Here is a 25670-nt window from a genome sequence, read left to right as displayed (position 1 = left end):
TGAGGGCATGTTGTTTAATATCACGATCGGAGCGCTCATCTTCGGTTATGCGGCATGGACGCTTATTAAATTTGTCAGACGAAGCCGGAAAGGAAAATGCGCCGCCTGTGAATTAAATCGTACGTGTCAATCGGCTTGTGATGATGTGAAAAACAGCTGAGGTGCTCAGCTGTTTTTTAGACTTGCATTTCACTCATCAAAGCGAGGGTATTTCCTTCGGTATCTTTAAAGAAGGCCATCCAGGTTTCCGTTTGCTCGATTTTCGCCGCCACATGCGGCTCTATTGGAAAAGAAACGCCTTTTGTAGCGATTTCATTATATACTGCCGGCAAATCTTCAACTTGAAAATAGATGACGGAGCTTGCATGAGCAAATTCATCTTTTTCCGGGAGACTGAGAAGAAGCCGCAGCCCGCCGCACTCAAAGAAAGCCATACGATCTGTCTGAAATAAAAGGGACAAGCCTAATACATCCTGATAAAATGCCACAGCCCGTTCCAGGTCTTGAACCGGTACCCCAATTTGTCCAACCTTTTTGATTCCCATCATGATCCCTCCCTTTTTTGTCATTATTTTCATTTTGCGCAATTGATTCCAAAATATCTATTTTTCGCTGTGTTTTTTGTTTCACGTGAAACAGCGGGGGGCATGCGTGTTAAATCATTGTTTTCATGGATGTTTATTAACATGGTTTCTGTTGGTTTAAATGGAAATAGTAGAGAGGAGGCGAACGTAATGAGTGAAAATCAAAAGGCTGAGCAGGAAAGAAAAGTTGGATATGAAGGGTTTGTGCTTCTTCTTTCACTCATCTTTATTTCCATCTTTATCACGACCTCATACGAGATACCGAGCAATCTGTTACTGATCATTCTTTTTTTCATTGGCAGCGGCTATTATTCTATTAGGCTTGTGAGCAAAGGTCTGTTGAGAAAAAAGAGGGGACTTGGCTTTAAAGCCGGGTTGTTTGCCTTTGTCGTTTGGATGGCATTATCTTTTCTGTTTCATGACATTTCTTATCCATTTACTTTGGAAGGGTTATCATTTCAAATATTGATGTTTTTTCTTTTCTACATTCCTTTCTTTTTTATCTTTCAATTTGCTTTTAAGATTTCAAACATTCAAGAAAGAAAACAATAAAAAAAGCTGGAAATTCCAGCTTTTTTACTTATTCTCTTTCTCACGCTTCACCAGCATTTCCGTAATCAAATCAACCTGTTTGCTGACAGAGATCGGATCGTATGGGTAGAACGTGTCAAAGTCGTTGATAAAGACACGATTGTTTTTGACGGCGTCAAGGTTTTTCCAAATGGAAGACTGCTTGAGCTTGTCCAGCGTCTTGCTGTCGCCGTTCGGGTTATAGTCTGTTACAAACATGTAGTCGGCAGCATATTCAGGTACGACTTCCAAGGATAGTTCTTTGATGTCGCCTTTTTTGAAGATGTCCTTTTGAATCTTTTCAGGCGCTTTTAAGCCGAGCGCGTTGTACACGGCTTGGCCTCCGCGGCCGCCGTTGTCATTGAACACCCAGAATTGTCCTTTTTCTGTGTTTTCATAAATACCGAAAGTAGCCTTTTTGTCGACGACTTGAGCGATTTTTTTCCTTGCTGATTTCGATTTCTGTTCGAAATCGGCGAGGAATTGTTCAGCTTCTTCTTTAGCTCCTGCAATGTCGCCAAACATCTTAACGGTTTCCTGAACATTTTTCGCCGTATTATAAGGAATCACAACGGTCGGTGCGATTTTGGACAGTTTGTCGTAATTTTCATCGTTCATGACAACAATTAAATCAGGCTTCAGTTTCATGACTTTTTCCACATTAATTGGGTCGCCTAAATCTGTCACATCTTTCATGCGGTCTTTTAAAAACGGATTGGAGAAAGACCACGAGCCGGAGCCGACGACATTGGCGCCGACCGTGAACAGTTCACCGGCATAAAAGTCTGTCACGATGCGCTTTGGATGTGTTGGAATGTCTACTTTTCCACGCGTTGATTGATATGTTCTTGTCGTTTCTTCAGCCGCTTTTTCTTTGTTGCCGTTTGACGCATTGCCGCTTCCGCAGGCGCTGACCACGATACACAACAGCATAACTAAACCGATTATCAATAAGTTCTTTTTCACTTGACCCTCCTGTTGATATAAAGCATATGAAATTATCTAAGTGATAATGATTCGCATTATCAATGTAAATATAGCAAATGAATCCCTCTTTCGTCTATCACTTTTTTTGCTAAGTATGATTAGTGCTGTTTTGGTTAATTTGTTACTATAAACAGAAAAAGGATTGATGAAGTATGGCAGAAACGAACCCGGTGATCAAAAAACTGCAGTTCAAGGATAATGGACAGCCTGTACTGATCGTGAATCCGCCAGAGGCATACAGCGGCATCATGGCTGAATTTCAAGGCCATGTCGATCATCAGGCCGAAGCTGACCGGTACGATTTTGTTCAGGTATTCGCAGCGACCAACGCAAAGTTGCAGGCTTTAGCTAAAGAGGCTGAGCGTCATCTGGCGGAAGACGGACTGTTTTGGCTTTGCTACCCGAAAAAATCTTCGAAAGTCTACAAAGGATCGGACTGCAGCCGCGACACAGTAGCCGGACTGCTTGCGGACCAAGGCTATGAACCGGTTCGGCAAATTGCAATAGATGAAGATTGGTCTGCGCTCAGATTTCGCAAGACGGAAAACATTAAAACGATGAAGCGCAAATTTGCCGTGACGGAAAAAGGTAAACAGCGTACAGATCAAGAATGATCATATATGTCTCTTTTCAGAGAGGCAGATGATTCAGCTTGTGAACGAAAGTACACAAAAAAGAAATAATATTATGTTCAATGTTTCACAAACTTTTTGTATAATGAATCTAATCTTTTAAAATACCATAGAAAAGAGGTATGCAGTATGAAGAAATGGGCATTTGTATCAGACTTTGATGGGACGATTTCCAAACAGGATTTTTACTGGATGGTCATTGATAAATATTTTCCGGAAGGCCGTGAATTGTTCAAGAAGTGGAAGGCCGGAGAATTAAAAGATATCGAGTTTTTGGGAACTGTTTTTGCTTCAATTCATCAAAGCGAGCAAAAAATCATTGATGACATTCATTCCATACCAATTGATGAATATGTGCCAGACTTCATTCAGCATGTCCAGAAAAACGGCGGCGATTTCTACATTTTAAGCGCCGGCACGAATTATTACATTCATTATATTTTAAAGAAATACGGGATTACAGACGTTGAGGTCTTTTCAAATAAAGGCTTTTTTAAAGAAGACAATGTTCATTTGGACATTGATGAGAATCATTGGCATTACTCTGAGCGCTATGGGATTGATAAATCAAAGGTCATTCAGAAGCTGAAAGAAGAGTACGAGACGATTTATTTTGCAGGTGACAGTGAACCGGATTCCCACCCGGCTAAATTTGCGGATGTAACATTTGCAAAGGATGCGCTCCAGGATTTGCTTCGTCAGCAGGGGGTGCCATTTGTAGCCGTTGAAACATTTGAAGACATTGAACAGTATCTTAAAGAAAAAGGGCGGATCGTCTAATGCCGCGCCAGGTTACCAGCATAGCCATTCCCGCGGTTTTGGACATTAGTGAAGGCGTGCTTGACCGATTGGATGAGATATTGAGAAAACATCAGTTTGACAAGGCGATCATGTTTTTTGACGATTTTTCCTATCAGCAGTATGAACACTCATTAAAAGCCGCCTTTCAACATGTCAAAGTAGAAGCTGTTTTGCTGCCGTCCAACCTGGACATACAGGAGCTTTTAAAGCAGGCATTTTCAATCGGGAATTACGATGTCATCATTGCCATGGGCGGCGGGTATGTTGTCGATTGCGGAAAATACATCGCTTTTTCCAAGCGGACCCCGTTCATCAGCATTCCGACGTCGGCATCCAATGACGGGTTTGCGAGCAGCAATTGCTCGCTTCAAGTCGAAGGAAAAAAAACAACTGTGCCGGCAAGGGTTCCGTATGGAATCATAGCTGATTTGAGTATCATTCAAAAAGCGCCGGAGCACTTTATTTTGGCGGGGATCGGCGATTTGATGTCCAATATTACGGCACTTTATGATTGGGAGTTTGAAGAGCGGCAAGGGGTCAGCGATGTAAATGCGTTTGCGTCGATGCTCAGCAAGAAAGCGGTCAACAGCTTTGTCCGTACACCGATGCAGGATATTAAACAGCCGATCTTTTTAAAAGAGCTTGTCAGCTCTTTGACAATGGGAGGCATCGCCACGGAAATCAGCGGAAACAGCGCGCCGATCAGCGGTTCTGAGCACCTGATTTCCCATGCGTTGGACAAAATTGCGGAAAAACCGCAGATGCACGGCATTCAAGTCGGGGTAGCCACCTACATCATGGCTCATGTACAGGATCATCGGGCTGAGCGGATTGAAAAGGTGTTTACGAGAACAGGCTTTTTTCAATATGTGAAAACGCTGAATCTGAACAAAGATGAGTTTCGCGAAGCGATCAATTTGTCGCACACTGTCAAGCCGAACCGCTATACGTACTTGCATGAAGCCGGCTATCGCGAAAAAGCGCTTCGCATCCTTGATGAAGATCCGATTCTGCAGGAAATATTTTAAGCAGGCCAAACGGCTCGAAAAACGCCTTATTTGCTGTAAGGCGTTTTTTCCGTGGGCATCAGACGAAAATGACGGGGAAAAGCTGTGATACAATAAAGAAGGTATGGGTCATAAGTACGATGTTAGGGCTCGATTCTGATCAGGGAGAGTGTAAAATGTACAAACTAATCGCGATAGATATGGATGGAACATTGTTGAATGATCTTCATGAAGTAACAGAGGAAGTTCGGAATGCCCTGTATGCTGCAAAAAAGCAAGGCGTCAAAATCGTTCTCTGCACGGGCCGTCCTCTCGGCGGTGTAAGCCGCTATCTGGAAGAACTGAATCTAAATGAAGACGGCGATTATGTCATCGCCTATAACGGAGCGCTCGTTCAAAATACGCACACTCAAGAAGTCGTGTCAGAGCTGACACTGGGCTATGATGATGTGAAATCGTTATATGAGCTTAGCCAAAAGCTTGATACGCCGATGCATTTTTTTGATTCTGCTTATTTATATACGCCAAACCGGGAAATCAGCCCGTATACTGTTCACGAATCATACGTCACCAAAGTGCCGCTCCGGTTCCGGACGATCGAAGAAATCCCGAAAGACCTTCTCGCGCCAAAGGCGATGTACATTGATGAACCGGAAAAGCTGGATCGGACGATCGCAGCAATACCGGAAGACGTCAAGGAACGTTATACAATGGTGAAAAGCTCGCCGTTCTTTTATGAAATTCTTCACCCTGCGGCAAGTAAAGGAAATGCCGTTCAGCAGCTTGCCGACATATTAGGCATCGCGCAAGAAGAAGTGATCTGTATTGGAGACAACGGAAACGACATGTCGATGATCGAATGGGCGGGATGCGGAGTCGCCATGGGGAATGCGATCCCTGAGGTAAAAGCTTCGGCCGATTATGAAACGCGTACGAATAACGAAAACGGCGTTGCTCACGCCATTCATGAGCTTGTATTGTCCAAATGAAAAAGCCGGCCCTTCGAAAGGCCGGCTTTTACCTATTTGCGGCGCCATGCTTCAATCCGCCAAATATGAGTCACCCAGTCTTCATAAAAAGACGGTTCATGGGAAACGAGCAAAATCGTTCCCTTGTAGTCGCAGAGCGCTTGCTTTAACGCACGCTTTGCTGATGTGTCAAGATGGTTTGTCGGTTCATCAAGAACAAGCAGATTGCTGTTTGAAAGCATCAGTTCCGCCAGCCGGACCTTTGCCTGTTCACCGCCGCTTAGCGTAGCAAGGGGCTGGCTGATATGCTTTGGCGTCAAACCGGATATCGCGAGCGTCTGCCTGATGTCTTTTTCCGATAGATCAGGAAAGAACGCCCGCAATTTTTCAAGCGGTGTATGATGAGAAGCCGGACTTTCCTGTCTGAAATAGGCCGCCTGTAAATGCTGTCCTGCTGTGACGGTGCCGCTAAGAGGCTTGAGATCACCGAGCAGCGTTTTAATGAGCGTCGATTTTCCGGCGCCGTTTTCTCCGGTAATGGCGATTTTATCGCCCCGTTTTACGGTCAGAGAAAGAGGCTTAAATAATGGAACGGTGTAGCCCGCCTCAAGATTTTCCGTTTTGAGTACGGTCATCGCCGGATTTCGCCCCGTTTTAAATGAAAAGCTGGGGACATAAGAATCTGTCGGTTTTTCGATTCGCTTGATTTTGCTTAATGCTTTCTCCCTGCTTTTGGCCTGCTTCGCCTTTCGGACCCTGTTCCGGTCGATAAACGCCTCTAGCTTTTTAATTTCCCTGTGTTGTTTGGCATATGCGGCTTCAGCCTGTGCCCTGCTTTGCACATATTCCTTCAGAAAATATTGATAGCTGCCGGAGTACCGTTTGATCGTTTGATGCTCCAGATGGAATGTCACCGTCGTGATCTCATTTAAGAAGTGTTCGTCATGTGAGATCACGAGAAAGGCGTGCTTATAGTTTTTCAAATACCCCGTCAGCCACTCAATATGGGCCGCATCCAAATAGTTGGTCGGCTCATCCAACAGGAGCACATCAGGTTCTTCAAGCAGCAGTTTGGCCAACAGGAGCTTCGTACGCTGCCCGCCGCTTAAAGCCGCGACATCCTGATCAAGCCCGATTTCCGTAAAGCCGAGGCCTTGAGCGGCATCCTCAATTTTCGTTCCGATTTGGTAAAATCCTGAACTCTCCAGTTCGGATTGGAGCTCTCCGTATCTTTTCAAAATGGCCTCCAAATTGTCTTCGGCGTCGGCCATTTTTTCGGCAAGCCGATTCAGTTGCTTTTCGATTTCAAACAGCCGGTCGTACGCTTGCTCCATGTACTGAAGGATGGTTGTGCCTTTCGTCAGCTTGGCATGCTGTTCAAGAAAGCCGGCCCGAATGTTTGGCTGCCATTCAATGTTTCCGTGATCGGGCAGAAGGCTGCCTGTCAAAATCCGCAGCAATGTCGATTTTCCGGCTCCGTTTGCACCGACAAGGCCGGCGTGTTCGCCTTTCAGCAGGCGGAACCCGGCGTCTTGAAAGATAATACGGTCTCCATATATATGGGTCAGATTCGTGACATGAACAATACTCATGGTGATTCTCTCCTTCAGGCTTATTTTTTTTGAAAAAACAAGCCATCAAAAGAGAACAGCGTGAAGCCTCGCTATCCTGTCCGGCAAAAAAAAACGGGTAAGGCAAACTACACCTTACCCGCTACATATTTAAAATACAGCAAGAAAGGATGTCAAATCATATCAAACTGTTCCCGAGATGGCTTGTCTAAAAAAGGGCAGACTTCTCCCGTCTTTAAGCCAATTCTCTTTTAAGAACAGTTGATAAGATTTTCATTCCTTTCCACCTCGTTTTGGTCAAATTTACCTTCACAACACATTATATGAAGCGGAGTGCCGGTTGTCAAACCGCTGCCATATGAATTGACATCGTGCAGGCAGTGTGTTATTTAATTTGTGAACAGAATCGAACGATATATGTATATCATATGAGCAAAAGAGGAGAGAGACAGATGGCTAAAAAAGAATTTAAAGCAGAATCCAAGAGATTGCTGGACATCATGATCAACTCGATTTATTCCCAAAAGGAAGTCTTTTTAAGGGAGCTGATATCCAATGCGAGCGATGCCATCGATAAAATCTACTACAAAGCACTGACAGACGATTCACTGACGTTTAACAAAGATGATTACTACATAAAAATCTCCGCAGACAAAGAAAACAGAACGCTGACGATTGCGGACACCGGGATCGGCATGACGAAAGAAGAGCTTGAAGAACATCTTGGAACCATTGCCAAGAGCGGCTCGCTTGCGTTTAAACAAGAAAACGAATTAAAAGACGGGCACGATATTATCGGCCAGTTCGGCGTCGGTTTCTACGCCGCTTTTATGGTTGCGGACACCGTCACCGTCATGACAAAAGCCCATGGCAGCGATGAAGCGTATCAATGGGAATCAGCGGGGGCCGACGGCTATACGATCGAACCGGCTGCGAAAGAATCAGCGGGAACCGATGTCATTTTGAAGCTGAAAGAAAATACAGACGACGAAAACTATGATGAATACTTGGATGTTCATCGCTTAAAAGCGATCATCAAAACATATTCTGATTTCATCCGCTATCCGATCAAGATGGATGTCACCGTTAACAAGCCGAAAGAAGACGCTGAAAATGAATTTGAAGAAGTTCAGGAAGAACAGACAGTCAACAGCATGGTGCCGATTTGGCGAAAAAACAAAAGCGAACTGAAAGATGAAGATTACGAGGCGTTTTATACGGAAAAGCGTTACGGTTTTGACAAGCCGCTCGCTCACGTCCATACAAGCGTGGACGGCGCAGTGAGATATCATGCGATTTTATTCATCCCTGAAAATATTCCGTTCAACTACTACACGAAGGAATTTGAGAAGGGTCTTGAACTGTATTCGAACGGTGTGCTGATCATGGAAAAGTGTCCGGACCTGCTGCCTGACCACTTCAGCTTTGTCAAAGGAATGGTCGATTCAGAAGACTTATCGCTCAACATTTCGAGGGAGATGCTCCAGCATGACAGGCAGCTGAAGCTGATTGCCAAAAACATCAGCAAAAAAATCAAGAATGAGCTGAAAAGCTTGCTGAAAAATGACAGAGAAAAATACGAGTCTTTTTATCAATCGTTTGGCAGACAGCTTAAATTTGGGGTATACAATGATTTTGGAGCTCATAAAGATATGCTGAAAGACCTGCTGCTTTTCTATTCATCAAAAGAGAAAAAGCTGGTCACCCTTGATGAATATGTATCCAGAATGCCTGAAGATCAAAAATACATTTACTATGCGTCAGGCGACTCGTATGACCGAATTGAAAAGCTTCCTCAAACCGAGCTGGTTTCGGAAAAAGGGTATGAAATCCTTTATTTCACCGAGGACATCGATGAGTTCGCCATCAAAATGCTGGCGAATTATCAAGAAAAAGAATTCAAGTCGGTATCCAGCGGCGACCTCGGAATCGAAAACGATGATGAGCAAAATCAATCAGACGGGGACGACAGCCAATACAAAGACCTTTTTGAAGAGATGAAAAAGACCCTGGATGGAAAAGTGAAAAGCGTAAGGGCGTCAAAACGGCTGAAGACACATTCTGTATGCCTAGCCGCTGACGGAGAAGTCACCATCGAGATGGAGAAAATCTTAAACGCAATGCCTGACAACCAGCACGTAAAGGCTGATAAAGCATTGGAAATCAATACAAATCATGAAGTCTTCAAAACACTGCAGGATGCTTTTGAAAACGACAAAGATAAATTCAAGCTGTACACCGGCATCCTGTACAACCAGGCGCTGCTGATAGAAGGCTTGCCAATCGAAGACCCCGTCGAATTTACGAATGATATATGCAAAGTGATGGCATAAAAATAAAAAAGATACATCTCAGCTTTAGGCGAGATGTATCTTTTTTTGATGTTAATGTTTCACAACTTCCTGTCCCCGCACATTCCATGTCATCGCAAAGATGAGTGCTGCGATTGCACATGAAGCGGTTAAGAGCGTAAAGCCCGCATTCCAGCCGGATGCATCGACGATAACACCCATCAGCGCATTTGCCGTCAAGGTTCCGCCCAGGTATCCGAACAGACCCGTCAATCCTGCAGCCGTACCTGCCGCTTTTTTCGGAACAAAGTCAAGCGCCTGAAGACCGATCAGCATAACTGGACCGTAAATGAGGAATCCGATCGCGATCAATGATGCCATGTCGATCATCGGATTGCCGGCTGGATTGAACCAGTATACAAGCACCGCGATCAAAACACCTACCATAAAGACAAAGCCTGCCGGTCCGCGGCGCCCTTTAAACCATTTGTCAGAGATCCAGCCGCAAAGCAATGTCCCCGGAATCCCCGCCCATTCATACAGAAAATAAGCGACACTTGATTTGCTCATATCAAAGCCTTTTTCTTCGCTTAAATAGGTTGGCGCCCAATCCAGAACGCCGTAGCGGACGAAGTACACGAAAATGTTGGCAAGTGCGATCGCCCACACCCATTTATTATTTAATACATATTTAAAGAGGATTTCTTTCGTTGATAATTCCGTTTCAAATGTTTTCTTCGACTTGCTTGAATAATCGTTGCGGTATTCCTCGATTGGAGGCAGTCCGACAGACTGCGGCGTATCCCGGATCAGCCAGTAAGAAATGACGGCAACGGCGATGGCGACCAAGGCGGGCAAAATAAATACGCCTTCATAGCCTGTAGCAGATCCCGTAATGCCTGAGAAGATGGCGACGCCGGCAACGGCAATCGGCGCCATCAGTCCCCCGCCGACATTGTGGGCGACATTCCAAATAGCTGTTTTATTTCCCCTTTCGCTGACGCTGAACCAGTGGACAAGGACGCGTCCTGACGGCGGCCATCCCATGCCTTGGAACCAGCCGTTTAAGAACAGCATGATAAACATAATGGCGATCGATGAGGTGAAGAAAGGAACAAACCCCATCAACAAGCTGATGACAGCGGAAAGGATCAAACCGGCGGGCAGGAACATCCGCGGATTGCTCCGGTCTGATATCGTGGCCATCACGAACTTGCTCAGCCCGTAAGAGATGGATAGAGCGGATAAGGCAAAGCCGAGCGCCGACTTTGAAAATCCCTCTTCGATTAAATAAGGCATGGCAAGCGAGAAATTTTTGCGAATTAAATAGTATGCCGCATAACCGATGAAGATGCCGAGAAAAACTTGCAGTCTGAATTTCTTATATTCCGAATCAATTTGATCGTCCGGCATCCGCTCAATCGGCGGTGCTGGTTTAAACAGTTTTAACATGGTATACCCCTTCTTTATTCATTTACTTCTTTTCACGTAAAACATCGCGCAGCCGGTCCGGAAAGTTGGTGAACATTCCGGTCGCTCCCCAATCGAGCAGCCGCTTCATATCTTCTTTTTCATTCACGGTATAAGGATGGACCAGCATGCCGGTGCTTCGAATTTTTTGCACGTATGCCCGGTCAATGCGGTCAAAGTTCATGCCGAGTCCGACGCTGTAAGATTGATATTGTTTTAATTCGGCGTCAGTAATGGCAGCCGGTTTGTCGTACCATAATAATTGCACAAGCGGAATGTTTGGATTAGCGTTATGAATGATTTGTAAGCTTTCAGGACTAAAAGATTGAATGATGACTTTGCTTGAATGAATGTTTGCCCCGGTCAGTTTGTATTGCTTCAGAATGTCCAGGAGCTTTTCTTCCATATGATCATAGTCTTCCGGTGATTTTGTTTCGATATAGTAGCGCGCGCTTCTCCCGAATGTTTGGATGATTTCTTCCAGGGTAGGCACTTTCAGCCCAACGTACTCCGTTTTTGCCCGCTCAGGATATGCTTCGTTAAACCAGGAGCCTGCATCAAGCTGTTTGATTTCTTTCAGCGTATAGTCTTTGACAAAACCCGTACCATTGGTCGTGCGATCCAATGTCTCATCGTGCATGGCGACCAAATGTCCGTCTTTTGTCATTTGAAGATCGATTTCTATGTAATCGCCTTTCATTTTTTGCCCAAGCTTATAAGCCAAAAGCGTATGTTCGGGAGCATGACCCGATGTGCCGCGGTGTGCGACATTTAATAGCTGACCCGGATTGAGCTGCGGCTGGGAATGGCTTGCGGCCTCCGCATGCCCGCTGAGTCCAAAACCGGCGGCAGCGATTGCAGCTGTTATAAGGAAGATGCTGCGGACAAGTTTTTTCATCAAATGATTTCCCCTTTCAAGTCGGTATGCAGAATGTTGGTTTCCGGTTTTTTTTCGCCTCCTTAAGTGACGAATAAAAAGAGAGATCCACAAAAAAACCCCTGGCACAAGAGGGTCTTATTGTGAATCTCCCATTCTCCGTCACTTGTATTAACTTCTTTCCTATCATACCAAAAATGGAAGCGCTGTCAATATGATTTTAAAAATAAAGAAACCTATCTTTTAAGATAGGTTTCCTGATTATTTAGCGGGCGAACAGCCGGTCGATGAAATCAATGTCCTCTTGAGACAGATTGACTTCTGCCGTTTTGAGGTTGTCGATCAGCTGATCTGCGCGTTTGGCGCCCGGGATCAACACATCGATTTCAGGTCTTGCCAAGTACCAGGCCAACACGATATGTGCGATGTCAACATTGTGTTTTTCCGCGATCGGCGCAAGCTGGTTCACTTTTCTAATGTTTTCTTTGAAGCGTTCGCCTTGGAAGTTTTCCATTTCTCTTCTCAGGTCGCCTTCCGGGAACGTTGTATCTTCGCTGTATTTTCCGGCGAGCAATCCGGAGACAAGCGGGAAGTAAGGAACAAATGAGATGTTATGCTCCTGTGTATACGGGAAGAATGTCGCCTCAGCTTCCCTGTTCAGCAAGTTGTATTCGCCTTGGAGCACATCCACCAATCCGTCTTTGTTCGCTTCTTTCAGCTGCTCAAGCGAAAAGTTGGATACCCCGATCGCTCTGATTTTGCCTTCCTGCTTCAGTTCATGGAGCGCTTGAACCGCTTCGTCTTTCGGCGTGTTCTCATCAGGGAAATGGATATAGAAAAGGTCGATGTAGTCAGTTTGCAGACGCTCCAGACTTTCTTCAACGGATTTTTTCAAAAATGCAGGGGAGTTGTCAAAGACAAAATCGTCGCCTTCTTTCTTATGGGCGGCTTTTGTCGCAATCACGACATCCTCGCGGTTGAATTCTTTGAGGACTTCGCCGATTAATTCTTCGGAACGGCCGATGCCGTATATGTAGGCGGTATCTAAAAATGTGACGCCGTTTCTGATCGCTTCCCGCACCAATTCTTTTCCCGTTTCTTCATTGAGATTCGGATAAAGGTTATGTCCTCCGACGGCATTGGTTCCCAAACCAATCGGGAATACGTGCAAATCTGATTTGCCAACTTTAACTTTTTTCATTGGATTCCCCTCCTGAAATGATATGTTGATCAATAAACTTGGCCGGCCGCTTGGATACAGCCGGTCAAGGATGTCCAATTCAACTATACATGTTTTGCCAAATGGATTTCAATGTTGCGCTCTTTACAGTACTCGTGATATTCCTCATCCAGCGCCTGAGATGTGACGATCGCGTGCAATCTGTCAAACGGCGCGTACGTCAGCAAGGTCGACTTCCCGAATTTGGAATGATCGGCCAGCAAGTATACTTGTTTTGCTTTTTCGGATATTTTCTTTTTAATTTCATATTCAAGCAGATCGGAGTTTGTCAGTCCATGGGTAAGTGTTGCTCCTGTTGCCGACATGAAAGCTTTATTAATATTATATTTATCCAATGTTCCCGGATCATCCATGCCGACGAAGGACTGCGTTTTCCGTTTGTAGTTGCTGCCGATGATGATCAAGTTTATATTTTGCATCGCGGCAGCAGCGTTGATAATGTCGAGGCTGTTCGTTAAAACGGTTACATTTTTATTTGGATCAAGAGTTTCCAATATGGATTGGGTCGTTGTGCCGGAATCGATAAAGATCAGGTCATGGTCTTCAATAAAGCGTGAAGCGTAGTGCGCGATTTTCATCTTGGCATCCTTGTTTTGAATGGTTCTGTTTTCAAATGGGATTAAGGCCGTTTTTTCGATCGCCGTTACGCCGCCGTAGACTTTTTTTATGACTCCTTTCTCGGTCAGCTTGTTAATGTCGCGTCTGACCGTGTTTTTGGAAACATTAAAGACCTGGCAAAGCTCATCAAGCGAAACGGTGCCATTGGTCAAAATATATTCTTCCATTTCTTTAATCCGCATTAACTTCATACCAAGTATCTCCTTCTAGTATATTTGGCTAAATATATATAATAAACCCAAAAGTTAACCAATAATTGTTTAAAAAATGATAACATTGGTGATTATTTTTTGCAAGATTTGTCCTGTTCCTTTTTATTATACAATGTTTTTCTAAATCATTTTAAGGTTTTCTATAAATCTTACAAAAGAAAAATTTAATGATTTTGATTGACTTATGGGTAAGAGCGGATTAGAATATAACCAAGAAGTGACCAAAACGTGATAAAGTTGAGAAATTTCTGAGTGTAAACGTTTTATTGCGTTGCGGTTCTTTTGATAAAATCATCGTTCTATTCATTAATTTCTTTTGTAAGCGTTTAATTCCTGTTTTTTGCGAAAATCCGTTATGCAATGAAGAGCCGTTCGGCATTCATACATAATGGTTGGAACCTGCCCCATCTGTACCAGGAGATGTTTAATATTCAAGGAGGTTATAAGAATGGCAGAAATCAGAAAGTTAAGAAACTATATTAATGGAGAATGGGTTGAAAGCAAAACCGACAAATACGAAGATGTAGTCAATCCTGCGACGAAAGAAGTGCTTTGCCAGGTGCCGATTTCGACGCGCGAGGATATCGAATACGCAGCGCAAACAGCGGCTGAAGCGTTTAAGACATGGTCAAAAGTGGCCGTTCCGCGCCGGGCAAGAATTCTATTTAACTTTCAGCAGCTTTTGACTCAGCATAAAGAGGAGCTCGCCCACCTCATCACGATTGAAAACGGAAAAAACACGAAAGAAGCGTTGGGCGAAGTTGGACGCGGCATCGAGAATGTCGAGTTTGCAGCTGGAGCGCCATCCCTGATGATGGGAGATTCACTTGCTTCAATTGCAACCGATGTTGAAGCGGCGAACTACCGTTACCCGATCGGAGTCGTCGGCGGAATTGCCCCATTTAACTTCCCGATGATGGTACCGTGCTGGATGTTCCCGATGGCCATTGCGTTAGGAAACACATTTATTCTGAAACCTTCCGAGCGGACGCCGCTCCTGACGGAAAAGCTTGTTGAACTGTTTGAAAAAGCCGGACTTCCTAAAGGGGTCTTCAATGTCGTATACGGTGCTCATGATGTAGTAAACGGCATTCTCGAACACCCGGAAATTAAAGCGATTTCATTCGTCGGTTCAAAACCGGTCGGAGAATATGTCTATAAAAAAGGAAGCGAAAACCTGAAACGCGTTCAATCGCTGACAGGCGCTAAAAACCACACCATCGTTCTGAACGATGCCAATCTTGAAGACACGGTAACAAATATTATCGGCGCTGCTTTCGGATCTGCCGGCGAACGCTGTATGGCATGTGCAGTAGTGACGGTTGAAGAAGGGATCGCAGATGAATTCATGGAGAAATTGGTTCAGAAAGCATCTGAAGTCAAAATCGGAAACGGACTAGACGACGGTGTATTCCTCGGACCTGTCATTCGCGAAGACAACAAGAAACGCACACTCGGCTATATACAAAAAGGAGTTGAAGAGGGTGCGAGACTTGTCTGCGACGGACGTGAAAATGTGACAGATGAAGGCTATTTCGTCGGCCCGACAATCTTTGACAATGTCACAACTGATATGACGATCTGGAAAGACGAGATTTTTGCTCCCGTATTGTCAGTCATCCGTGTGAAGAACTTGAAAGAAGCGGTTGACATCGCCAACCAATCCGAATTTGCAAACGGCGCATGTTTGTTCACATCGAATTCGAATGCGATCCGCTATTTCCGTGAAAACATTGATGCGGGAATGCTCGGCATCAACTTGGGCGTACCGGCTCCGATGGCATTCTTCCCGTTCTCAGGATGGAAGTCTTCGTTCTTTGGCACATTGCATGCGAACGGAAAAGACAGCGTCGATTTCTATACGCGCAAAAAGGTCGTCACTGCAAGATATCCGGCGCCTGACTTCAATTAATTGTGAAAAAAACGAGCGGCGCGGTTCCCGCGCTGTTCGGATCATGTTTCAAGTTTGAAAAGGAGGCTTTATCCATGAGTCATTTGTTGCGCAAGCCGCAGGCGAATGAGCTGTCACAAGGCGTGAAGCTTGTACACGAAGTGAAAAAATCGAATTCGGATCTCAGTTATGTCGAGTTTAAAGTCCTTGATCTCGCACCGGGATCCAGCTATGAAGAATCGCTGAGCAAACAAGAATGCTGCATCGTCGCGCTTACCGGAAAGATTACCGTAACCGATCATGAACAGACATTTGAAAATATCGGCACGAGAGAAAGCGTTTTCGAAAGAAAGCCGACCGACAGCGTGTATGTGTCAAATGACCGCAAGTTCGGCATTACCGCGGTTACAGAGGCAAGAGTTGCCCTGTGCTATTCCCCTTCTGAAAATCAGCTGCCGACGAAACTGATCAAAGCTGAAGACAACGGTATTGAAAACCGCGGGAAATTCAGCAATAAACGAACCGTTCATAACATACTTCCGGATTCAGATCCTTCAGCGAACAGCCTTTTAGTCGTCGAAGTCTACACTGAAAGCGGAAACTGGTCCAGCTATCCGCCGCACAAGCATGATCAAGACAACCTGCCTGAAGAGTCCTTTTTAGAAGAAACATACTACCATGAACTTGACCCGCAGCAAGGCTTTGTATTTCAGCGCGTCTACACAGATGACCGTTCTATCGACGAGACGATGACTGTTGAAAATGGAAACGTTGTCATCGTGCCGGCCGGATACCATCCTGTCGGGGTGCCTGACGGATACACATCCTATTATTTAAACGTGATGGCAGGGCCGACGCGGAAATGGAAGTTTCATAACGACCCTGACCATGAATGGATTTTGGAACGCTAACAATAAGGCAAGGAGAGGCTGTTGAAGATGAAGTATACGTTTAATGAAGAGAAAGAATTTGACATTGTAGCGATCGGCCGCGCATGCATCGATTTAAACGCAGTCGAATACAACAGACCGATGGAGCAGACGATGACATTTTCAAAATATGTCGGCGGCTCCCCGGCTAATATTGCAATCGGCAGTTCCAAATTAGGATTGAAGACCGGCTTTATCGGCAAGATTCCGGATGACCAGCACGGCAGATTCATCGAAACCTATATGAGAAATACGGGTGTCGATACGTCACAAATGGCGGTCGATAAAGACGGACATAAAGCGGGGCTTGCTTTCACAGAAATTTTAAGCCCTGAAGAATGCAGCATTTTAATGTACAGGGATGATGTTGCAGATCTTTACCTTGCCCCTTCTGAAGTGAACGAAGACTATATTGCAAAATCGAAGATGCTTCTTGTGTCAGGTACGGCGCTGGCTAAAAGCCCTTCCCGCGAAGCGGTGCTGAAAGCCGTGCAGCTGGCGAAAAAGCATCAAGTGAAAGTGGTCTTTGAGCTTGACTATCGTCCATATACGTGGACATCTGCGGAGGAAACGTCCGTTTACTATACGCTTGTTGCCGAACAATCAGACATTGTCATCGGAACGCGTGATGAGTTTGATGTAATGGAAAATAAGAGCGGCGGCAGCAATGAAGAATCTGTTCAGCGTTTGTTTGCACATTCCGCAGATCTTGTCGTTATCAAGCACGGTGTCGAAGGTTCATATGCATACAGCAAATCCGGAGACATCTTCCGGGCGAAAGCATACAAAACGAAGGTCTTAAAAACGTTTGGAGCGGGGGATTCATACGCTTCCGCTTTCCTCTACGGACTCGTTTCAGGCAAAGATATTGAAACTGCGCTGAAATACGGAAGCGCTTCCGCATCCATTGTTGTTTCCAAGCACAGCTCATCTGAAGCGATGCCGACAGTCGCCGAGATTGAAGAGCTTATCGCGGCTCAGTCTTAAATGAAGAATATGAATAAAGGTGGGATCGTTTGTGGGCAAGAAAATACGTTTAACCACAGCACAAGCGTTAATTAAATTCTTAAATCAGCAGTACATCCATGTAGATGGTGAAGAAACACCGTTTGTCGAGGGGATCTTTACGATTTTCGGCCATGGGAACGTCGTTGGCATCGGCCAGGCGCTTGAACAGGATGCGGGTCATTTAAAGGTGTTTCAAGGCAAGAATGAGCAGGGAATGGCACATGCGGCAATGGCTTACAGCAAGCAGATGCTGAGGAGGAAGATCTATGCTGTATCAACATCAGTCGGACCGGGAGCAGCTAACCTTGTGGCCGCCGCAGGTACGGCGCTTGCGAACAATATTCCGGTTCTCTTGATTCCGGCTGATACATTTGCAACGAGACAGCCTGATCCTGTTCTTCAGCAAGTAGAACAGGAATACAGTGCGGCGATTACGACGAACGATGCTTTGAAGCCTGTTTCGAGGTATTGGGACCGGATTACGCGCCCTGAACAGTTGATGAGCAGTCTGATTCGCGCTTTTGAAGTGATGACAGATCCTGCAAAAGCGGGTCCTGCAACGGTTTGCATTTCTCAAGATGTTGAAGGGGAAGCCTATGATTTCGATGAAAGCTTTTTTGAGAAACGCGTTCACTATATTGATCGCAAAGAGCCGAGCGAGCGTGAACTGAAGGGAGCGGCAGAGCTGATCAAGTCGAGCAAAAAACCGCTCATCTTGGTCGGCGGCGGAGCGAAATATTCCGGAGCGCGCGACGAACTGATCGCCATGTCTGAAGCGTACAATATTCCGCTGGTGGAAACCCAGGCCGGAAAATCTACAGTGGAAGCTGATTTTGCCAACAACTTGGGTGGAATGGGCATCACAGGTACGCTGGCGGCAAACAAAGCGGCTCGCGAGGCTGACTTGATCATTGGAATCGGCACGCGCTATACCGATTTCGCGACATCATCAAAAACCGCTTTTGACTTTGACAACTCAAAGTTTTTAAACATCAATGTCAACAGAATGCAGGCATATAAACTGGATGCTTTCCAAGTCGTTGCCGATGCAAAAGTAACACTCGGCAAGCTGCACGGTTTATTGGAAGGCTATAAGAGCGAATTTGGTTCGATCATCAAGGAGCTGAAAGACGAGTGGCTTGCTGAGCGTGACCGTTTGAGCAAGGTAACATTTAAGCGTGAAAACTTCACACCTGAAATTAAAGATCATTTTTCTCAAGAAATACTCAACGAATACGCGGATGTGCTGCAAACCGAACTGCCGCAAACAACGGCATTGCTCGCCATCAATGAAACAGTTGATCCGGACAGCGTCGTCATTTGTTCAGCAGGCTCTTTGCCGGGGGATCTGCAGCGGCTGTGGCATTCAAACGAACCGAATACGTACCACTTGGAATACGGCTATTCCTGCATGGGATATGAAGTATCGGGAACACTCGGCTTGAAATTGGCTCATCCTGATAGAGAGGTTTATTCACTGGTCGGAGACGGAAGCTTCCTGATGCTCCACTCAGAGCTCATTACAGCAATTCAATATAATAAAAAAATCAACGTGCTGCTCTTTGACAACTCAGGATTCGGCTGTATCAACAACCTGCAAATGGACCATGGAAGCGGCAGCTACTTCTGCGAATTCAGAACAGCAGACAATCAGATTCTCAATGTCGACTACGCGAAAGTGGCCGAAGGGTATGGAGCAAAAACCTACAAAGCGAACACGATCGAAGAATTAAAAGCGGCGCTTGAAGATGCCAAAAAACAAGATGTCTCAACATTGATCGAAATGAAGGTGTTGCCGAAGACGATGACGGACGGCTATGACAGCTGGTGGCACGTAGGTGTTGCAGAGGTTTCCGAACAGGAAAGCGTGCAAAAGGCGTATGAAGCAAAAGAAAAAATGCTGAAATCTGCAAAGCAGTATTAAAGGAGGCACCAGGATGGGCAAGACACAAATTCTATGGGGCATCGCCCCCATAGGGTGGCGGAACGATGATATTCCGGAAATCGGCGCGGGAAACACACTTCAGCATTTGTTGAGCGACATTGTTGTTGCAGGCTTTCAAGGCACAGAAGTGGGCGGCTTTTTTCCGGAACCGGCCATTCTCAATAAAGAGCTCGAACTGCGAAATCTAAGGATTGCCGGCAAGTGGTTCAGCAGCTATATCATTCGGGACGGCATTGAAGAAGCAGCCAAGGAATTTGCGGCTCACTGCCAGTACTTGAAAGACGTCCATGCCGATGTTGCGGTCGTATCAGAACAGACGTACAGCGTGCAGGGCTTGGATAAAAACGTGTTTAAAGAAAAGCCTTATTTCACCGATGAAGAATGGCAGCGGCTATTTGAAGGGTTAAATCACCTCGGGGAAATCGCCGTCCGGTACGGCCTGAAGCTTGTCTATCATCATCACCTCGGCACAGGCGTGCAGACAGAGGAAGAGGTTGACCGGCTCATGGCGGGAACTGACCCGGCACTCGTGCACCTTCTGTATGATACTGGGCATGCCTACATTTCAGATGGAAATTATATGAACATACTAGAGAAGCATATGGACCGTATTGGGCACGTTCATTTTAAAGACGCGCGCCTCAAGATCATAGAGAAATGCAAGCAGGAAGGAAAATCGTTCCAACAGGCGTTTTTGCAAGGGATGTTCACTGTTCCAGGCGATGGCTGCATCGATTTTAGAGAAGTCTATCAAACGCTATTAAAGCACGGCTATTCCGGCTGGATCGTTGTGGAAGCCGAGCAGGATCCCGATGTTGCCAACCCGCTTGAATACGCATTGATCGCCAGAAAGTACATCGATCGTCACTTGTTGAATGTCCCAGCAACCAATTAGGGGGGCTCTAAATTGAGCAATGGAAGTGCAGCAGTCTCACCATTCAATAAACGAACCGTCGCAGCAGCTTTGGCAAATTACATTGATGCAGGCTCCATTGTCGCAGGATCGGCAGGATTATCTTTATGGGTCAGTTACCTAAAGCTTTCTGATACACAGATCGGACTGCTCGGCGCGTTTAGCGCCAACGCCATCTCAGCGGCAATCGGAGCGCTGCTCGGAGGCTTTTTGGCCGACAAGATTGGCCGAAAGGCTGTCTATACGAACAGTATGCTGGTTTATGCACTGGGGATTTGTTTAGTATTGTTCGGCACCAGCTTTCCCTTTTTGTTAAGCGGTTACATTATTATCGGTTTATCGGTAGGAGCTGATATTACGGCTTCCTGGACGATCATCGCGGAGAACGCACCTAAGAAAAACAGGGCGCGTCATTGCGGGGTTGCACAGGTCGCATGGGCGGCGGGAGCGGTTGTGGTCCTGCTGCTGTCGGTCCTGCTCGGTGATATAGGCTTATTGGGCAATAAAATCGTGTTTGGGCATTTGCTCGTTATCGCACTGATCACATATGTTCTGCGGAAAAGGCTGCCGGAATCCGATGCCTGGCAGGGTCAATCCGAATCGGCTCAAGCCGTCAGGAAGCCGAAGACGTCTTATCTCGATTTGCTTCAGCCTAAGTATTTGAAAAGCATTTTATTTTTAATGGGCGTGTACTTGGTTTGGAATCTGGCTGCAGGTGTCATGGGGTTTTTTATGCCTTACATTTATCAGCAGGTCGGCGATGTGTCAGCGACCATGGCAAACATTTTGCAGATGGGGCTGTTTATTTTCACCGGGCTTGGCGTCGCTTTTATCTTCATGCCGTTTGCAGACAAATACAGGAAGACAGTGTTTGGGATCTCCGCATTTGCAGCGGTGATCGGCTGGTCATTGTTTCTGCTTCCGGCAGAGGGCATGCCGATCCTCATCCTCTTTATCGTGATGATCGGCCTAAACAATGGGGCCGGGCAACAGGCCAATTATCAATTATGGGCGAGTGAAATTTTCCCGACGGAATATCGCGCATCTGCACAAGGATTGATGTTCTTCCTCGTTCGTATTTCAATCGGGGCTTGGAGCCTTTTCGTTCCAATGATCATCTCGAATTTTGGAATTGCATTTATGGCGGCCATTCTCCTTGGATGTGTAACGGCCAGCATGCTCATCGGGCTCTTTTTTGCACCGAATACATCCGGTAAGTCGCTTGAACAAATTCAGGAAGAGCTGTATGGGACTCCTCCGGCTCAAGCTGGGCAAGTGCAAACAAGAAAAATTATGTAATTATTTTGAAGGAGTGGCTATCAATGAAATTACGCATTGGTGTTATTGGTACAGGAGCAATCGGAAAAGAACACATCAACCGCATCACGAATAAATTAGCCGGCGGCGAAATTGTCGCGGTCACCGATGTAAACCAGGAGGCAGCTCAGCAAGTTGTAACAGACTACAGCCTGAATGCAAAGGTCTATCCGGATGACGACAGTCTCATCGCAGCCGAAAATGTAGACGCAGTCTTAGTCACAAGCTGGGGACCGGCACATGAATCAAGTGTTTTGAAAGCGATTAAAGCGAACAAATTCGTATTTTGCGAAAAGCCTCTGGCGACGACTGCGGAAGGATGCATGCGGATCGTCAATGAAGAAATCAAAGCGGGCAAACGTCTCGTTCAAGTCGGCTTTATGCGCCGTTATGACAGCGGTTACGTACAGCTGAAAGAAGCGATCGACAACCGGGTCATCGGCGAGCCTCTCATGATCCACTGTGCGCACCGCAACCCGGTTGTAGGCGACAACTATACGACAGATATGGCTGTTGTCGATACGCTTGTCCATGAAATAGACGCCCTGCACTGGCTGATCAATGACGATTACGAATCCGTTCAGGTCATTTATCCGAAAAAATCGAAAAACGCGCTCCCTCATTTGCGTGATCCGCAAATCGTCATCATCGAAACGAAAGGCGGAGTCGTGATTAATGCGGAAATCTATGTCAACTGCAAATACGGCTACGATATCCAGTGTGAAATCGTCGGAGAAGACGGAATCGTGAAGCTTCCTGAACCATCAAGCATCTCTCTCAGAAAAGACGGCAAATTCTCGACGGATATTCTCATGGATTGGCAGCGCCGCTTTGTAGACGCTTATGATGTAGAAATCCAAGATTTCATTGACTCGATCCAACAGAAAGGCGAGGTCAGCGGGCCGACTGCATGGGACGGCTATATCGCCGCCGTGACGACGGATGCCTGCGTAAAAGCTCAGGAATCCGGACAGAAAGAACCTGTGGCGCTTCAAGAGAAACCGAAATTCTATCAAACGTTTACAACTGTTCAAAAATAAAAACTTTCCGAGGAGTGAAAAGTATGAAATTAGCATTGGATCCATCGATGTATCGCGATGATTTAACTTTGGAGGAAACGGTCTATAAAACGGCGGAGCTTGGCTACGAATATATCGAACTATCGCCGCGCGAAGATTTTTGTCCATTCTATAAATATCCGAAAGTCGATTCAGCTAAAATCAAACAATTAAAGCGGCTTTTAAAAGATTCCGGTGTTAAGCTTTCATCGCTCCTTCCGCTTTACCACTGGGCCGGTCCTGATGAAGATCGCCGACAGGCAGCGGTGCGCAATTGGAAAAGGGCGATCGAAATTGCGGTTGAGCTTGAAGTCGATTTGATGAACAGCGAATTCAGCGGTTCAAAATACGATCCTTTAACAAGTGAAGAAAAATTTATCAAATCCATGGATGAGCTTCTGCCAGTCTTTGAAAAAGAAGGCATTAAACTCAATCTTCAAGCCCATCCATACGATTTTATCGAAACACACAAAGGTGCGATGGATATGATCCGAGCGCTTGACAAGGACTGGATCAATCTTGTCTACTCGACTGCGCACACATTCTTCTATGACGATGGAAAAGGCGACATCGAGACAATGTTTGACGAAGCCGGCGACCGCCTCACGCATGTTTTATTTGCAGATACTTATAATCATAAAGCGGCTCATGGCCTTCGCTACATCGTCAATCCGCCTGACGCGAAAGTAACGGTTCACCAGCATTTGGACATTGGCCAAGGCGAGGTTGATTTTGATACGATTTTCAGAAAGCTGAGAGAGATGAAGTTCGACGGAATAGCGACGAATGCCGTGTTTGCCTGGGTTGACGAAAGAGCGGATGAATCAAGCAGATTCATGCTTGAAAAGCTGAAACAGGAATTACTAGGATAAGCCCCTGAGTTCGGCGCCCCGCCGAACTCTCTCTTCACAAGGATATTTAGATAAGGAGAATCTAATATGAAGCTATGCTTTAATGAAGCAACGACATTAGAAAATTCAAACCTAGCAAAAGACCTCGAATACTGTGAGAAGCACGGATACGATTATATCGAAATCCGGACGATGGATAAGCTGCCCGAATATTTAAAAGACCATTCTCTCTCAGAGTTAGCCGAGTATTTTCAAACGCATCATATTAAGCCGCTGGCCTTGAATGCCCTTGTCTTTTTCAACAACCGCGATGAAAAAGGGCACCGTGAAATCATCGAAGAATTTAAAGGCATGATGGAAACATGCAAAACGCTTGGTGTGAAATATGTGGTCGCGGTACCGCTTGTCACCGAACAAAAAATCTTAAAAGAAGATATTAAAGCGAGCTCCGTCGAAGTGCTGACAGAGCTGTCAGACATCGCGGAGCCGTACGGTGTAAAGATCGCTGTCGAGTTTGTCGGTCATCCGGAGTGTACAGTCAATACGTTCAGCCAGGCCTATGACATCGTCATGACCGTGAACCGCGATAATGTCGGCCTTGTTCTTGACAGCTTCCACTTCCATGCAATGGGTTCGGACATTGAGGATTTGAAAAAGGCGGACGGCAAGAAGATTTTCATTTATCATATCGATGATACGGAAGACTTCCCAATCGGCTTTTTAAGAGATGAAGACCGCGTTTGGCCGGGACAGGGGGCCATCGACTTGGATGCACACTTATCAACTTTGAAAGACATCGGTTTTTCGGATGTCGTGTCAGTTGAATTGTTCAGACCTGAATACTATAAGCTGAGCGCGGAAGAAACGATTCGAACGGCCAAAGAAACAACAGTTGAAGTTGTTTCAAAATACTTCAAGATTTAATACGGGATAGGAGGGGTGAACGTGGCTTTCGTTTCCATGAAAGAACTTCTTCAAGAAGCAAAGGAACATCATTATGCAATCGGTCAATTTAATATTAACGGCCTTCAATGGACAAAAGCGATTCTACAGGCGGCGGAAGAAGAACGGTCACCTGTCATCGCGGCCGCCTCAGACCGGCTCATCGATTATTTAGGCGGATTTAAGACGGTTTCCGCAATGGTTGCGGCTTTGATTGAGGAAATGTCGATCTCCGTTCCCGTCGTCCTTCACCTTGACCATGGCAAAAATCCGGAGCGCTGCAAGCAAGCGATTGACGCCGGTTTTAGCTCAGTCATGATCGACGGCTCGCATTCACCAATCGATGAAAACATCGCCATGACAAAAGAGGTCGTGTCATACGCCGGAATTCGCAATGTTTCGGTTGAAGCAGAGGTTGGCACCGTAGGGGGCATGGAAGACGGGCTCATCGGCGGGGTGCAGTATGCCGACATCGGTGAATGCGAACGCATTGTCAAAGAAACCGGTATCGATGCTTTAGCAGCCGCGCTCGGCTCTGTTCATGGAAAATATCAAGGCGAGCCTAATTTAGGATTTAAGGAAATGGAAGAAATCTCACGGGTGACGGACATTCCGCTTGTTCTTCATGGAGCTTCGGGCATCCCGGCTGATCAAATCGCTAAAACGATCCGTCTGGGCCATGCGAAAATCAACATTAATACCGAATGCATGGTGGCCTGGACCGAGAAAACGCGCAGCATGTTTAAAGACAATCCCGATTTATATGAACCCCGCGCCTATATGACGCCAGGGATCAGCGCAGTCAAAGAAACGGTCAAACATAAAATGAGAGAATTCGGGTCATCCGGAAAAGCGGTATGCACCCAAAAGATAGAAATATAATCTAGACCCGTATCGCCTCACTCACTTATCGAAGTGAGTGTTTTTTTGTGCGCAGTATTTGTAAAGATATTCTAAAGGTTCAAAAGAATGATTGACTGTAATTGAT

24 protein-coding genes are annotated in these 25670 nt (G+C 45.8%); 17 read left to right on the top strand and 7 right to left on the bottom strand.

From position 1 onward, the window contains the following. Window positions 1–7 precede the first annotated feature (7 nt). Window positions 8–160, top strand: a complete 153-nt coding sequence (locus MKZ04_RS16490) for a FeoB-associated Cys-rich membrane protein (RefSeq protein WP_026580385.1) — start codon at window positions 8–10, stop codon at window positions 158–160. A gap of 16 nt (window positions 161–176) precedes the next feature. Here the strand turns inward: MKZ04_RS16490 and MKZ04_RS16485 are convergent, their stop codons facing one another. Next, on the bottom strand, window positions 177–545 hold the full coding sequence (locus tag MKZ04_RS16485) for a VOC family protein (protein ID WP_101561280.1): 369 nt from the start codon (window positions 543–545) through the stop codon (window positions 177–179). Window positions 546–734: 189 nt separating this feature from the next. Between MKZ04_RS16485 and MKZ04_RS16480 the strand changes: the two genes are divergently transcribed. Beyond that, a complete protein-coding gene (locus MKZ04_RS16480) occupies window positions 735–1136 on the top strand; it encodes a hypothetical protein (protein ID WP_026580384.1) in 402 nt (133 codons plus the stop codon). Between the two features lie 24 nt (window positions 1137–1160). Here the strand turns inward: MKZ04_RS16480 and MKZ04_RS16475 are convergent, their stop codons facing one another. Beyond that, a complete protein-coding gene (locus MKZ04_RS16475) occupies window positions 1161–2120 on the bottom strand; it encodes an iron-hydroxamate ABC transporter substrate-binding protein (protein WP_020453558.1) in 960 nt (319 codons plus the stop codon). 173 nt (window positions 2121–2293) lie between these two features. Between MKZ04_RS16475 and MKZ04_RS16470 the strand changes: the two genes are divergently transcribed. From MKZ04_RS16470 to yidA, 4 genes are all read left to right on the top strand, one after another. Further along, complete coding sequence (locus MKZ04_RS16470; RefSeq protein WP_026580382.1) at window positions 2294–2755, top strand: hypothetical protein; 462 nt, start codon at window positions 2294–2296, stop codon at window positions 2753–2755. Window positions 2756–2902: 147 nt separating this feature from the next. Next, complete coding sequence (locus MKZ04_RS16465) at window positions 2903–3553, top strand: MtnX-like HAD-IB family phosphatase (protein ID WP_020453556.1); 651 nt, start codon at window positions 2903–2905, stop codon at window positions 3551–3553. Next, window positions 3553–4602 (top strand): iron-containing alcohol dehydrogenase family protein, encoded by a 1050-nt coding sequence (locus MKZ04_RS16460; protein ID WP_341046377.1) that lies wholly within the window; start codon window positions 3553–3555, stop codon window positions 4600–4602. The genes MKZ04_RS16465 and MKZ04_RS16460 overlap by 1 nt, the downstream gene beginning before the upstream one ends. A gap of 155 nt (window positions 4603–4757) precedes the next feature. Beyond that, complete coding sequence (gene yidA / locus MKZ04_RS16455; RefSeq protein ID WP_145654627.1) at window positions 4758–5570, top strand: sugar-phosphatase; 813 nt, start codon at window positions 4758–4760, stop codon at window positions 5568–5570. Window positions 5571–5602: 32 nt separating this feature from the next. On the opposite strand, the gene MKZ04_RS16450 is transcribed toward yidA, so the two are convergent. After that, complete coding sequence (locus MKZ04_RS16450) at window positions 5603–7141, bottom strand: ABC-F family ATP-binding cassette domain-containing protein (protein WP_025810532.1); 1539 nt, start codon at window positions 7139–7141, stop codon at window positions 5603–5605. Window positions 7142–7572: 431 nt separating this feature from the next. Between MKZ04_RS16450 and htpG the strand changes: the two genes are divergently transcribed. Then, on the top strand, window positions 7573–9453 hold the full coding sequence (htpG, locus tag MKZ04_RS16445) for a molecular chaperone HtpG (RefSeq protein WP_023856871.1): 1881 nt from the start codon (window positions 7573–7575) through the stop codon (window positions 9451–9453). Window positions 9454–9504: 51 nt separating this feature from the next. Here htpG and glpT read toward each other — a convergent pair whose 3' ends face one another. From glpT to MKZ04_RS16425, 4 genes are all read right to left on the bottom strand, one after another. Further along, window positions 9505–10863 carry a glycerol-3-phosphate transporter gene (gene glpT / locus MKZ04_RS16440; protein ID WP_020453551.1) on the bottom strand — a complete coding sequence of 453 codons (1359 nt, stop codon included), beginning with the start codon at window positions 10861–10863 and terminating at the stop codon, window positions 9505–9507. A gap of 22 nt (window positions 10864–10885) precedes the next feature. Continuing rightward, entirely contained in the window at window positions 10886–11779 is an 894-nt protein-coding gene (locus MKZ04_RS16435; RefSeq protein ID WP_341046372.1) for a glycerophosphodiester phosphodiesterase, read from the bottom strand. 244 nt (window positions 11780–12023) lie between these two features. Continuing rightward, window positions 12024–12959, bottom strand: a complete 936-nt coding sequence (locus tag MKZ04_RS16430) for an aldo/keto reductase (protein WP_020453549.1) — start codon at window positions 12957–12959, stop codon at window positions 12024–12026. Between the two features lie 83 nt (window positions 12960–13042). Then, window positions 13043–13807: a DeoR/GlpR family DNA-binding transcription regulator gene (locus MKZ04_RS16425; protein WP_025810534.1), complete on the bottom strand. Its 765-nt coding sequence runs from the start codon at window positions 13805–13807 to the stop codon at window positions 13043–13045. A 469-nt stretch (window positions 13808–14276) separates the two neighbouring features. Between MKZ04_RS16425 and iolA the strand changes: the two genes are divergently transcribed. From iolA to fba, 10 genes are all read left to right on the top strand, one after another. Then, entirely contained in the window at window positions 14277–15740 is a 1464-nt protein-coding gene (gene iolA, locus MKZ04_RS16420; RefSeq protein WP_020453547.1) for a methylmalonate-semialdehyde dehydrogenase, read from the top strand. 74 nt (window positions 15741–15814) lie between these two features. After that, window positions 15815–16630 carry a 5-deoxy-glucuronate isomerase gene (iolB, locus tag MKZ04_RS16415; RefSeq protein ID WP_020453546.1) on the top strand — a complete coding sequence of 272 codons (816 nt, stop codon included), beginning with the start codon at window positions 15815–15817 and terminating at the stop codon, window positions 16628–16630. Between the two features lie 27 nt (window positions 16631–16657). Further along, window positions 16658–17635, top strand: coding sequence for a 5-dehydro-2-deoxygluconokinase (gene iolC, locus MKZ04_RS16410; protein ID WP_224146428.1), 978 nt, complete (start codon window positions 16658–16660; stop codon window positions 17633–17635). Between the two features lie 31 nt (window positions 17636–17666). Continuing rightward, the gene (iolD, locus tag MKZ04_RS16405; RefSeq protein WP_025810536.1) at window positions 17667–19580 is read left to right on the top strand and encodes a 3D-(3,5/4)-trihydroxycyclohexane-1,2-dione acylhydrolase (decyclizing); all 1914 of its coding nucleotides are present in this window, start codon (window positions 17667–17669) and stop codon (window positions 19578–19580) included. Window positions 19581–19593: 13 nt separating this feature from the next. Then, window positions 19594–20496 (top strand): myo-inosose-2 dehydratase, encoded by a 903-nt coding sequence (iolE, locus tag MKZ04_RS16400; protein ID WP_039073075.1) that lies wholly within the window; start codon window positions 19594–19596, stop codon window positions 20494–20496. A 12-nt stretch (window positions 20497–20508) separates the two neighbouring features. Further along, the gene (locus MKZ04_RS16395) at window positions 20509–21813 is read left to right on the top strand and encodes an MFS transporter (protein WP_341046369.1); all 1305 of its coding nucleotides are present in this window, start codon (window positions 20509–20511) and stop codon (window positions 21811–21813) included. A gap of 23 nt (window positions 21814–21836) precedes the next feature. Beyond that, window positions 21837–22871 (top strand): Gfo/Idh/MocA family protein, encoded by a 1035-nt coding sequence (locus MKZ04_RS16390; RefSeq protein ID WP_020453541.1) that lies wholly within the window; start codon window positions 21837–21839, stop codon window positions 22869–22871. Between the two features lie 23 nt (window positions 22872–22894). Continuing rightward, window positions 22895–23761 (top strand): sugar phosphate isomerase/epimerase family protein, encoded by an 867-nt coding sequence (locus MKZ04_RS16385; protein ID WP_020453540.1) that lies wholly within the window; start codon window positions 22895–22897, stop codon window positions 23759–23761. 66 nt (window positions 23762–23827) lie between these two features. Next, a complete protein-coding gene (gene iolI / locus MKZ04_RS16380; RefSeq protein ID WP_023856875.1) occupies window positions 23828–24664 on the top strand; it encodes a 2-keto-myo-inositol isomerase in 837 nt (278 codons plus the stop codon). A gap of 21 nt (window positions 24665–24685) precedes the next feature. Continuing rightward, on the top strand, window positions 24686–25564 hold the full coding sequence (fba, locus tag MKZ04_RS16375; RefSeq protein WP_023856876.1) for a class II fructose-1,6-bisphosphate aldolase: 879 nt from the start codon (window positions 24686–24688) through the stop codon (window positions 25562–25564). The last annotated feature ends 106 nt before the right edge of the window (window positions 25565–25670 follow it).

Origin of the sequence: Bacillus sp. FSL W7-1354 (assembly GCF_038002405.1) — a bacterium.
GTDB classification, from domain to species: Bacteria; Bacillota; Bacilli; order Bacillales; family Bacillaceae; genus Bacillus; species Bacillus paralicheniformis.
The sequence above is the reverse complement of the archived record's forward strand: the minus strand, read 5'-3'. Positions and strand labels throughout refer to the sequence as shown.